This window comes from [Clostridium] aerotolerans DSM 5434, from assembly GCF_000687555.1.
In the GTDB taxonomy this organism is placed as follows: domain Bacteria; phylum Bacillota; class Clostridia; order Lachnospirales; family Lachnospiraceae; genus Lacrimispora; species Lacrimispora aerotolerans.
The window spans coordinates 1-12,898 of the sequence record NZ_JHWJ01000008.1; the positions used below are offsets into that span (position 1 = coordinate 1).

At 41.2% G+C, this 12,898-nt stretch carries 9 protein-coding genes; all 9 read right to left on the reverse strand.

The annotated features are described in order from the left end of the window. Nucleotides 1–271 precede the first annotated feature (271 nt). Nucleotides 272–1,525 carry a UV DNA damage repair endonuclease UvsE gene (gene uvsE / locus T546_RS0112025; protein ID WP_026891828.1) on the reverse strand — a complete coding sequence of 418 codons (1,254 nt, stop codon included), beginning with the start codon at nucleotides 1,523–1,525 and terminating at the stop codon, nucleotides 272–274. A gap of 252 nt (nucleotides 1,526–1,777) precedes the next feature. Continuing rightward, nucleotides 1,778–4,069, reverse strand: coding sequence for a hydratase (locus T546_RS0112030; protein ID WP_026891829.1), 2,292 nt, complete (start codon nucleotides 4,067–4,069; stop codon nucleotides 1,778–1,780). 71 nt (nucleotides 4,070–4,140) lie between these two features. Further along, entirely contained in the window at nucleotides 4,141–5,508 is a 1,368-nt protein-coding gene (locus tag T546_RS0112035; RefSeq protein ID WP_026891830.1) for a CitMHS family transporter, read from the reverse strand. A gap of 30 nt (nucleotides 5,509–5,538) precedes the next feature. Then, a complete protein-coding gene (locus tag T546_RS0112040; protein WP_207641319.1) occupies nucleotides 5,539–6,675 on the reverse strand; it encodes a 2-methylaconitate cis-trans isomerase PrpF family protein in 1,137 nt (378 codons plus the stop codon). Between the two features lie 815 nt (nucleotides 6,676–7,490). Beyond that, nucleotides 7,491–8,165, reverse strand: a complete 675-nt coding sequence (locus T546_RS0112045; protein WP_026891832.1) for a GntR family transcriptional regulator — start codon at nucleotides 8,163–8,165, stop codon at nucleotides 7,491–7,493. 297 nt (nucleotides 8,166–8,462) lie between these two features. Continuing rightward, nucleotides 8,463–9,452 carry a DUF4340 domain-containing protein gene (locus tag T546_RS0112050; RefSeq protein ID WP_026891833.1) on the reverse strand — a complete coding sequence of 330 codons (990 nt, stop codon included), beginning with the start codon at nucleotides 9,450–9,452 and terminating at the stop codon, nucleotides 8,463–8,465. A 13-nt stretch (nucleotides 9,453–9,465) separates the two neighbouring features. Beyond that, complete coding sequence (locus tag T546_RS0112055; RefSeq protein ID WP_026891834.1) at nucleotides 9,466–10,836, reverse strand: GldG family protein; 1,371 nt, start codon at nucleotides 10,834–10,836, stop codon at nucleotides 9,466–9,468. A gap of 10 nt (nucleotides 10,837–10,846) precedes the next feature. Beyond that, complete coding sequence (locus tag T546_RS0112060) at nucleotides 10,847–11,713, reverse strand: ABC transporter permease (protein WP_026891835.1); 867 nt, start codon at nucleotides 11,711–11,713, stop codon at nucleotides 10,847–10,849. Beyond that, complete coding sequence (locus T546_RS0112065) at nucleotides 11,710–12,804, reverse strand: ABC transporter ATP-binding protein (RefSeq protein WP_026891836.1); 1,095 nt, start codon at nucleotides 12,802–12,804, stop codon at nucleotides 11,710–11,712. The genes T546_RS0112060 and T546_RS0112065 overlap by 4 nt, the downstream gene beginning before the upstream one ends. Nucleotides 12,805–12,898 lie beyond the last annotated feature (94 nt).

The window sequence follows — 12,898 nt, forward strand, 5'->3', positions numbered from 1 at the left end:
GATTTCAATCCACGGAGCCACACAGGCTTCGACAGCAAATACAAACAACCATAAAGCCATAAATCTTCGTATTTTCATGAATATCATACCATAATTACTTCAATTAAACAAATATAAAGTAAAATCATCTATCTTAAAATTGAAAAACCAGCTATAAAAAAGTGCGAATCTCGTAGGGAATTTATGTTCACTTACGGTTCGCACTAAGACTGTTATACTATATTAACTTATTACAACTAATTTATATAATTGAATAATTCGATTTATCATATCAAATATAAAAATAATAGGAATTCATTAAATACTCCAAATTCCTTTTCACTGCACAGGTAAACAGATGTCTTTTAATAGAAGAAATGGAACTATTTTTCTCTTTGTATCCTGTGATGAGTTTTTGATACCGGTTCTTTTCCGCATTTGTAGATTCCTTGCTGATATACCCCCACACATGTTCCGCCGCATTGACCTCCGCTCCCATGTCCTCTGGCAGAAGCATGGCTTTCTCCACCATGGTATAGAACTCTCTTGCGACCGGCTCCTTTTTATCCTTTAACAGCTGCCTGACTTCCGTATAGATTCTTGCAGAACGGCTAAGGACATAATATTTATACCTTGCCCATTCCTTCTCTAACTCCACCGCCTTTGCATTGATGCAAACGGTGTTAATGCATTTATTAGCAGATAGATTCTTATCCTTTACCTCCAGCATAATATCTGTTTCCGGTGGAACAAGGGGATAGAAGTCTTCAAACGGCTTTAGAAATACGGTTTCAGAATGTCCTCCTACCGGAGAATTTTTCCCTTGCTGGGAATAATGAATCTTTTGTTTTCCATCCACTTCTTTCCAGGTCTTTTTACACTCCAGCATCCACTCCTGTTCCGTGCAATTCGTTTCAGATGGTTTAATGGCATTATGAAGATTATCAAAGACCACTGGAGAACCCGTTTGATAAGCTATATTTAAAACGTCTTCCACTGTATAGCTCTTATCGTCATTTTCCAGAATCAAGCGGCTCCTTATAGAGTCGGAAAGCAACGGAAAATTCTCTACAAACCGCCTGGAAGCTTCCTTTTTGTCTCCATAGACTCCACCGATATGAAGCACCATCTTACTGGTCTGATCCATTCCCAGGGCATTTAAAAAGCGGTCGTGATACTCTAAATCCAAAATAGCATTGGCAATGGTAGACGGATCCGGGGAATTTAACACAGTATACTGTCCGGGGTGCATGGACACTCTGATGTTATTATTTTTAATTTTTTCTCCCAGAGCCATAAACATTTCCTCAAATTCCTCCCACCAGATCAGCTGATTGGCTGGATGGGAACCAAAGGGAATGATATCTGAACTGAGGCGAAAAAAATGAATGTTGTTATCTATATTATAATGAAGCATGGCATCCAAAGCGTTTAAATTATGATAGATTAAACTTCTTAAATTATCTTCACTGGCATTCTTTAAAATGCATCTTGATGTTTCCGTTCCCGGAACTCCTATTACCTGACATGCGTATCCAATCGACAATCCATTTTCCTCCTATGAGCCTGGAATCCCAATCACTTCCTTATAAATAGCCCAGGAGTCTGAATGAGGCAAAGAAAATCAAATCATGGGATACACCAGCTAGTAGATAGTTAGCAATAAAAAATACTAATACAGAAAGTATCTCCAAAAAACATGCCACTATGATACCATAAAACAATCTTTGAAACAATTAAAAATAGCCGTCATCTATGGTTTCGGATAAACCATATCGGGCTATTTTTAATGATTTACTTATGCATACACAAATTTATTGCGGTTGTAATTGATTAAAGAACCAGAGAGTACAATTTCCTTCTCATTATCGGTTAATGCTTCCCAATATAAATGAATCTCTCTGACGGTATCACCAAGAATATATCCGGTGATTTCCTGCTTGCCTTCTGCGATGGCAGCTTTCATACCAGGGATAAAGATATAATCATCCACCTCAAAATCAGGCTCTTCCTTTGTCTGGAATGGAATCATACCCCAGTTAATAACATTAGAACGGTAACGCTTGGTTGCATACTCTTTACAGATGTTTGCAAGTCCGCCTAACACTCTTTGGCAGCTGGCTGCCTGTTCGCGTGCGGAGCCGTCTCCTGGCTTTGTACAGTAGATAACACTTCCTATTTCAATGGAGGTTAAATCCTTTCCTGCTGCCGGATACACTTCGGTAATTTTATCATAAACATGGCTGATTTCAGAAGGAACTGAATTGCCTTCTACTCTGGATTTTTCCAGTACAGCCACATCTTTTGCTTTTCCTACATATTCAGGATCTCTTCTTGACAGAGTAAACTCTGCTAATCCCAATGGATTAGATCGATAAGAAGCAGTTTCTCCTGATGGGATCAGTTCGTCCGTTGTGGTAACTTCATCAAGAATCTTGGAACATACCTTTAATAAGACGTGTTCTCCTAAGGAACTCATCTCTGGCCAGTCCTTGATGTTTGGACCGTATACAAGCTCTTCCTCGTCCTTTGCTTCATCAAAGCCCTGGTAAACTCTGTTACGGTAAGCGGAGTCATCAAAATGATAATCGTATACTGGATACTCATCGACTACGTCAGTCGCTGGAGTCAGTATTCCGTTGTTGATTGTAGTTGCTGCAATGGAACGCGCGTCCATAAGTGCTACGGAGGTCATCTGACCATTGCCTGGCTTGGAACCGTCTCTGTTGATGAAGTTTCTTGTGGTATGACGAATGCTAAAGCCGTTGTTGGCAGGAGTATCTCCAGCACCAAAGCAAGGACCGCAGAACGCTGTCTTTACAATTGCACCAGCAGCCATTAAGTTAGAAACAACACCCTTTTTCGCCAATTCCATATAAACAGGAACAGAAGACGGGTAAACGGATAAGCTGTAATCCTTATCAATGGAACTTGCTTTTGAAATGATTTCAGAAGCTTCATATACGTTGTTAAAGTTACCACCGGAACAACCGGCGATGATTCCCTGCTGAACCTTTAACTGATTGTTATGAATCTTATCGGTGAGCTTGAAATCGATATTTGGATTGTTGATTAATTTTTTAGCATCTACTTCTACTTTGTGAAGAATATCACTTAAATTACTATTTAACTCTTTGATGGAATAAACATTGCTTGGGTGGAAAGGCAACGCAATCATGGATTCAATCTTGCTTAAATCCACGTAAACGGCTCCATCGTAGTAGGCCACTGATTCCGGCTGTAATTCCTTGTAATCTTCCACTCTTCCATGGATATTTAAAAATTCCTTTGTATCTTCATCTGTCTGCCAGATGGAGGTCAAGCACGCGGTCTCTGTTGTCATTACATCGATTCCGTTACGGAAATCAGTGGAAAGATTTGCAATACCAGGGCCTACGAACTCCATTACTTTATTTTTAACATAACCGGATTTGAATACCTGTCCGATAATTGCAAGTGCAATATCCTGGGGGCCAATACCGGGCTGTGGTTTTCCATCTAAATAAATCGCTATTACTTCAGGGTATTCAATATCATAAGTGTCACCGATGATCTGCTTCACCAGCTCACCGCCGCCTTCGCCGATAGCCATGGTTCCAAGGGCACCGTATCTTGTATGACTGTCAGAACCGATAATCATCTTTCCGCAGCCAGCTAACATTTCCCGCATAAACTGATGAATGACAGCTACGTGGGGTGGTACAAAGATTCCGCCGTATTTTTTTGCAGCAGAAAGTCCAAATACATGATCGTCTTCATTGATGGTTCCGCCAACTGCACAAAGGGAGTTGTGGCAATTTGTTAACACATAAGGAATTGGGAATTTCGTCATTCCAGATGCTTTTGCTGTTTGAATGATTCCGATGTAGGTTAAATCGTGAGATGTCATGGAATCAAATTTAATTTTCAGGCTCTGCATGGAGTCGGACTGGTTGTGCGCCTTTAAGATACCATAAGTAATGGTTCCTTTTTTCGCCTGTTCCTTATCCAATGGTTCCCTGCTGCGTGCTTCTAATTCAGTTATATTTTCTTCGGAAATAAGTTCATTGTTGCCGACAAGAAAAGCGCCTTTATTAAATATTTCTAACATGTTTGTCCTCCTCATGTTTCAATCAAGTGGGGGTGCTGCCAAACGAAACAACACCCCTATTCTGTTACGTATTAGTATAAAAATGGAACGGGAAGTACACCAATTAAAATTGCAATGATAAGCTGGATAAAGTAGCTTGGGATACCCCATTTTAAGTATTCCTTCTGATAATCAACAAAGCTTACTTCTGTACGGTCTACCAGTACATATAAGAAAGCAACTAATGGGCTGGCGAAACGAACAGCCTGACCTAGTAAGGATGCAACACCCATATCCACCGGAGACGCACCAAAGCTATAAGCAATCGGTGCAACAACTGGAAGAATACCGAAGTAGAACGCATCATTAGGAAGGAAGAATAATCCTGGTAAAGAGATTAATGCAAATAATAACGGAATGTATCCGCCCATGCTGGCTGGTAAAAGAGAAACAATCTGCTCTGCCATTGCTGTACTGATTCCGCTTCCGTTTAAGATACCCATGATAACACCGGCGCCAAATACTAAGCTGACAGGTCCTAATGCTTCTGCACCGTTGGCAGTCAGTCTTTTTGCCTGGAGATTAGGATCTTTAAAGTTAACAATTAAAGCAACTGCTGTACCGATTAAGAATAAAAGTCCGCCGTTAACAAGGTCAAGAATCAGTAATACCATGATAAATACAGTTAATGCAAAGTTGAAAAGTAATAATTTAGGTTTCTTTAATCCTTCCGGATCTTCACTGAGTGATTTAATGATATTTGCTAAATCTGAATCATTGATAATGCTGGAACCTGCAGTATAGCCTAAACGTGCACGCTCTTTCTTGCCGTAGGAATAAGCCATATATATTGTTAAGATAATAGCACCAATCATTCCAGGAATCATAGGCACGAAAAATTCTTTTGGTCCTATGTTTAATACCGGCATAGCTCGTGCCATCGGTCCGCTCCATGGTACAAAATTCATGATGGAGTTTGGAATTGCAATTAAAACAGCCAGATATAACTGGTTCATCTTCATCTTCTTAAACAGGGATAATACAGCTGCAGTTACGATTAAAACGGTTGTGGTTCCATCACCATCTAAGGATACTGCCATGGAAATGGCTGCAGTTGCAAAACAAAGTCTAAGGGGATCGCCTTTTGCCCATTTAATCAATACCTTGCTGAGAGGATCGAAAAGACCAACATCAAGCATGATAGAGAAGTATAAAATAGCAAACAGTAACAGTGTAATTGTAGGTGCAACACCTGCTTTTACTTTTGTACCATTAAACTGGTAATAGAGTCCCTGATAAATCCAGTCAAATACGTCCAAAAATGAAACATGCAGATAAGCTGCTACGATAAATCCAAACGCCAATGGAACCAAGATCAGACCTGCAAACGGAGAAATCATCTTTTTCAGAAGCAGGAACATAAATACGATAATCATTAAATATCCCAATAATGCTAACATACGTTTTTACTCTCCTCAAATAAGAATTTGTTAGTTAAAAAATACGGTGCCAGTTAAAATCTTACGAGCTGTACGGTAGGAAGTTACAGAATGTACCTCTACAGTACCGTCCTCTGATTTCTCATAATCAATACATCCGCTGATGGTTCCGCTGCTATGACCTAATGTATAGGTATTATTTTCAGCTGCATGCTTTTTCACCAGACGGTTTGGAATTGTTCCCGGAATCACACTGGCTGCAAGAGTACATAATGCACCTGTTAATGCAATGCTCTTATGTGCCTTTTGCATGCTCATCATTCGAATGGACAAATCATAGTCTAATTCACTGATCAGGTTTCCAGACGCATCTTCATAAACCTTTGATGGAGCCACTAATGTTAATTTCGGCACTCCAGGTGAAATTGTTGAACTGTCTTCCAGATTTTTTATGAGCCCCATTTTTAAGGCAGCCGTTCCCCTTATTCGTTCCAGCTTCTCAAGTAATGCCTGGTCGCCGTCAATTTCGCTTACCTTCTCATAGCCTGTTAAGCCAATCTCTCTGGCATCCACATATACCAATGGATTACTTGCATCGACGATGGACATCTCCACGTCGCCTACTCCCTCTACAGAAAAGACATCAGAGCTATTTCCTGTAGGAAGCAGTTTTCCGGTTAATGATCCTGCCGGATTCACAAACGTCAAATCAATTTTAAGACCTTTTCCCGGTACTCCAGCGATCTTAAAATCTTCTGAGTATATCAGTTCTCCATTAGGAGTAGGTACACTTTCCTCAATTACCTTTTTAGTGTTGGTATTATATACCTTCACGATTGTAACTGGGTCCTGGATATCCACCATCTTATTTTCAATGGCAAAGATTCCAACTGCTGAGGAAATGTTTCCGCAGTTTCCTGCATAGGACACCACCGGTTTGTCTACAGATACCTGAGCAAAGGTATAATTTACATCCCAGGGCTCGTTAAGCTCCTTAGAAATAATTGCTACCTTGCTGGTTGTAGATACCGCACCGCCGAGTCCATCAATCTGTCTGATATCTGGGCTTCCCATGACCTTAAGTAAGACCTGGTCCAGATCATCCGATAGATTTTTTAAGTCCTCCTCTAACAGGAAGACCCCTTTACTAGTTCCACCTCGGTAAATACTACACTTTAATTCTCTCAACACTCATCACTCCTTAATTACTTACTTTGTACACCCTCTTATCAATGTACAATATTTTTTGCGTAAAAAAATAAGAGAGCTCTATTTTTCTACCCACACTTCCATAGCCTTTTGTCATGTTAACAAACCGAAATTACGTTCTTTTGTATAGGCATAATCTGCTTTCCCCATAACTATCATCTTTCCCCATGTTGACTCATGATACGCCAAACCACTTAATAGTGGTAGTAATAAGAAGAGTTATCGTATGGTTTCGTACGCATTGTATACTTGTATACAATTTAAGAAATAAAAAAACAATATTATTAGATAAGACCAAATGTTTCCCCCCTCAGTCCTAACCAGAGATATGAAAAAAATCGGCGATTGTATACTTGTATACAATCTGTAATAAAAAAAATGTTTTCGCTTCTGATGTACCGTTTCATATCCTGTTTCTTAAGACTTCTCATCTGGCTTTTTCATTCATAATAATATAGTTTTATTGTATACCTGTATACAATCTGCGATGCAAATTCTACCTCTTGGAAGCTCCTGCTCTCTATGTCTGTATTATATTATGGTTCTTAAAAAAATGCAATCCTTTTTACAAATTTTTTTTACAATTTTCGACATTATTGTGCACATTGTCCATAACCTACCAGTTGACCTCGGGCAACCCCCACAAGTAAGTGTCGGATTTTCCATGTTTTGTGTAATATTTTCCTTTTTTGTTCACCTCCTACTTTTCACTAAGGCTTACCAGCCATAGTCTTTATCACATAGGAGGCATTTTGCACAATACTTATGGGATCCTTGAGAGACCAGATGTTTGTTTAAAACAAATGAATCTCTTTTGTCAGAAACTTCTTCGCATTTATGGTATGTTCTCTGCCAATCTGTTCCGCTAATATTTCATCTCTCTTTTCAAAGGCCTCAATCAATGCCTTATGCTCTTTCATCGCCACTTCTCTTCTCTTGTTCATGACCAGTGTGAAATTTCTCAGTTTTGATAAATACTCATAAATCTGTTTCATTTGATCGATCAGTCTTTTATTGTTGCTTTGATGCACGATACTATCGTGGAATTCGTCATGTGTTTTCCAGTATTCTTTGATATCCTCATTTTTAATACACTGCTCCATCATAAGAAGCTTGTTCTTTAATTCTGATATCTTAATATCAGTCATATTTGCGCACGCTAAACGGAATGCCAAGCCCTCCAGAACTTCCCTGATCTCGTAAATCTCATAAATATCTGCTTTGGAAATTCCTTTTACAATGGTTCCCCTTCTTGGAAGGTTCTCAGCCAGTCCTTCAATTTCTAATTGTCGGAACGCTTCTCTTACCGGAGTCCTGCTTACTCCCATCCCCTCGGCAATGGATGTTTCCACCAATCGGTCTCCAGGTTGAAGTGTGCCTGCCATAATAGCCTTTCTAAGCCTTTCCAGTACGATTTGTCTAATAGGCCTTAGATCCGTGCTTTCTATCTTTTCATATAATTGCTCCATAAATTCACTTCCTTGCATTTTGCATGTATTTTTATGTGTACCAGTTTGCCATAACCTTTATGGGGTTTAATGGATCTCCTATACTGGCAGGATTCCTAAAACACTCCATTAGATATTATAATCTGCCCAAGATTTTATGTCTATACTTATCTATGGAATGAACCTGGGACATTTACCTAAAAATTTACATTTTAAGAGCTTTTTTGCCAAAATATCCCACAATCCCATCAAACATAGAAACAAGCAGTGCCATTTTAAAGCGGCACTGCTTGTTATTCCTACACAAAGGAAGAATTCTTATACCTGTTTATCCACATTTAAGCACTTATCCACGGAAGCTTTATCGATTTCATTGACAAAGGATGACTTCTCCGTTCGGGTATAATAAGTGGTAGAATCCTGATTCCTGGAACCTATGGATAAATGGAAGGTCTCTTCTTTACCATTCTTCTCATAGGTATATGTGATCTCTGCCACAGGCTTATCAAGTCCGTAGCTGCCAAGGCTGCTTTCTTCTGCTTTATAATCAGCACAGCTCTTTACCTTCAGGCCGGTCAATGAATCGGCAAGAACGTTAAGAGGAGAATTATCCTTTAATTTGTTGCTTTCTGAATCAGCAGAATCTTTATACCACGCGATTTCTTCCTTCTGATCCTCTTTTCCCTCCAGCTCCTTTTTTACATAATGGCTGGTGGTACCGTTTTGAGAAATGGTGATGGTCTTAATATCCGTTCCCTGAATGGCAGGAAACTCTTCCAAGGCCATTACATCAGTAAGCCCTCCTTCTGTTTCACTAAACAGAGAGGAGCTAATGAGATAAGGGGTATTCTCTCCCTGTATCACAGCATAATAATTCCCATCCTCGGTTCCGTTTCCAAGAAGAATGACTGACTTTTTCCCGTCTCCAGCCGTTACTTCTACCTTTCGGATTGGCTTATCCAGGCCGTAGGCGCTTAGTGTATCTGCTCCCTCCAGCTTTCTCAGTGCTTCTAACTTTGATACGGTTGATGCCATGGAATCCAATTTTGTCTGCATGACCGGGAAACGGTCATCGCCATCGTATTTCCACACTCCGTCCTTTTTTGTAAAGGAAAGCTCCTGGCCATTGTTGTCATAGGACAATGCCTGGACATCAGAGAGGTCGGTCATGTAGGCTTTATCCGCCTCTTTCTTTTCATTTTCCTTCTTTTCTGAACCGTCCAGATAGAAATTTACCCCGATATAAAGGGCACAGAGAAGGATCAGGGCGCCGGCACCGTAAAAAATACCTTTTTTCTTCTTCTTCATTACAGCCCTCCTCTTACAGCCGTCTGCGTTTCAGCCAGATAACAAGGCCTGTTAACAGAGTCGCTACCGGAATTACAAAAACAAAGAGAACTCCCCATAAGCCGCCCTTTGTAACGGTGTTGTAGCTAACATCAAGGCTTTTGGCCGGAATGGATACATTGGCCACATCCGGATAATTTGCCGTTACCGCATTCATAAAGAGATTCATGTTATTTAAATTGGTAAAGCTGGTGTTTAAGCCCTCATCAATCAGGGATGGTGTGGTCAAAACCGTGAGACGCGCCGCACCGGAGTCCAATGTTTTTTTCGCCACGGCTCCAAGAAGATAGGTTCCTTTTGTCTGCTTATCAGCCGTTACCAGCATACCATTCTCACTGGTCTCCATAAATGGGGTCACTTCCACTCCTTGAGGAAGGTCTTTTAACTGAGTCATAGCACCGGACTGGAGTACTAAAGAAACGCTTTTTTCATCGGTTCCCTGTGTCAGCTCATTGCCGGCTGGAATGGTTGGGAAAATGTAATAGGGGTTATTCTGGTAAAAGTTCTTGGTGTCTGCGGCCAGACCATTTTCTATATTTAAGCCGTATTCATTGAGCAGTCCATTAAGGTTTGGACGGTCTTTCTCCGAGTATCCTGCCAGAATCATTACATTTCCGCCGCCGTTTAAGTAATCGGAAACCATCTTCTTTTCATCGGCAGCCAGGTCAGATTCAGGTGCATTCATTAGAAGAAGCTCGCAGTCCTCTGGAATACTGCCTCCTGTCAGCAGGTTTATCGGGGTTACGGTTAAATTGGATTTCTTTAACATGTCTGTAACCACAGTGCCAAACTGAGCTTCCTTATGCCCTTCTGTTACATAGACCTTCTTTTCCACGTCATTGGTCACATGGGAAATGGCGCTGGTCAGCTGTCCTTCTCCGTCAAATTCTGATTCCTTTGACTGTCCGTAATTGTAATAGGCTGACTCATCCATTTTTATGATGCTGGCAAATGGAACAGACTCTGTCTTATTGGTGGCTTCACAGCTTATGAACAGGGAATCATCCGTTGCCTTTAGCTTATTTACCTGATCCGGGTGAAGAACGGAATCCAAGGTCTCCACCTTTATATGTTTGGATAAATCCTCATATCGCTTTACGAAGCTTGTAATTCTTTTGTCCACATTGGAAGGATCCCCCACCACATATATGGTGACATCTTTATCAAGCCCTTTTACCAGATCTTTTGTGGTTGTTCCAAGGGTATAGATCTGACTGCTGCTCATATCCCACTGCCGTACCTTTTCCGGAAGGCGTCCTACGATCATATTTAATACTACGACAGCTGCAATCACGATAAGGGAAAGAATCGCTGTATAGCCGCCTTTTTTCAATTTTCTGGTCATTTCCATCCTCCTAACTCCATCTGCGTTTCTCTATGGACTGCACGGTCAAAAATATCAGCAGAAAGATTACGCTGATATAGGAAATCAGACCGCCCAGGTCAAAGATGTAATGACTGGTAAAATTCTGGAGTACCTGAGTGATGGATATTTTCTCCAGAAGGTTTACGAGTGCACGGTCAAGAAGGCTTCTTTTCAGGAAAAAGATTCCCACAATGACAAGAACGCCTACCACCTCTAAAACAATAGCAAGAAGATTATGGCTGGTCATTCGGTGAACGACGAACACGACAAAGGTCCAGAGAATGAGAAAGCCAATGGCAGACCCGGAGGCACTTGCCGGCAGAAATCCCACCAGATTCGGCCATAGCAAAAGCAAAAGAATGACACCAAAGGTTCCTACCGCTGCAATAATCTGACTTTCCGTTAAGGATGAGATAAACATTCCAATGGCAATGTAAACACACCCAAGAAGGAAGAAAGCAAGCATGGAGGCATAATCTACCTTTAAATATGCCGTACCGTTCATCTTTATAATGAGGGGACATACACTGGTCAAAAGTACAGGTACTAAAAAGACAGTGACCATGGAAAAATATTTTCCAAGGACCATCTTTGTCACCGTTACGGGAGCAGTTAGCAAAAGCTGGTCCGTCTTTGTCTTCCTGTCATCTGCAAAGCTCCTCATGGTGAGCACCGGAATTCCGATCATGATTATGGTGACCATACCGGAAAGGGTATAGGAAAAATACGGGTAACCGCTCATCATGTTATACGCCATAAAATAGATCCCAATGAACAGCACCATAAAGGCGATGAAAACATACCCTGTCATGGACTGGAAATGGGACTTTAATTCTCTTCGATAGATCGCATTCATTCTGACTGTTCCTCCTCTCCCTCTTCCATTCTCTGATTGGAAATATCTTCAATTTCCTTATCAGCTGTGTTACTCTCTCCTGTGTTACTCTCCGCTTCGTCATTCGACTTAAATTCCAAAGAATCATTTATATCATCTGATTCCGCCTCTTTAATAAGCTCTAAGAATACTTCTTCCAAAGAAGCTTTCTGGGACTGCATGGATAAAATGGGCAGTCTCTGATCCGCAAAGGCAAAGAATATGGTCTCCCGCACATCTTCTTCCGGGTCAAGCTCTCCACTTCGGAAGTTAAGAGATACGTGCTTAATTCCTTCTTCCCCGCTTTCGGACACAACAATATCTGCTGCCAGAGATAGGTCTTCTAAGGTGGTCATAATCTCTTCTTCGGAAGCCTTTATAGAAAGCTCCATGCCGGAGGCCCCTTCCATCTGGCGCTCCAGATTTTCCGGCGTATCACTGGCAATGAGTTTGCCCCGGTCTATGATCATGATGTGGTCGCATACCGCACTGACTTCGGATAAGATATGGGAGCTTAAGATAACCGTATGATTCTTTCCCAGTTCCTTAATGGTGTCCCGAATCTCTATGATCTGCTTGGGATCAAGACCTACGGTTGGCTCATCCAATACAATTACAGGGGGAAATCCAATGACAGCCTGGGCAAGCCCCACCCGCTGTCTGTAGCCTTTTGACAGGTTTCGGATCAAACGTCCCTTGACCTCCATAAGTTTGGCTAACTCCAAGACCTCCTGTACCGCCTGCTCTCTTTCCTTTTTGGGGATTTTCTTTAATTCTGCGGCAAAGTTAAGCTGTTCCATGACGGTCATATCCACATACAGAGGCGGAAGCTCCGGCAAGTAACCAATGCATTTTTTTGCTTCCTCCGGTTCCTCCAGTATGTTGTGCCCATTGATCAGCACATCTCCTTCTGTCGCACCTATGTAGCCGGTCATTATGTTCATTGTGGTGGACTTTCCAGCACCATTTGGCCCTAAGAAGCCATAGATCTGTCCATCTGAAATCGTGAAGCTTAAATGGTCCACTGCCAGATGTCCGCCGTAGTCCTTTACCAGGTTTCTGACTTCGATCAACTCTCTCTCCTCCTGTTCTTTTTCGCATGCTTGCGTTCCTATCTAGATTAATTTGGATATGTGAAAAATGTGTGATATAATTTTGTTGATTGTG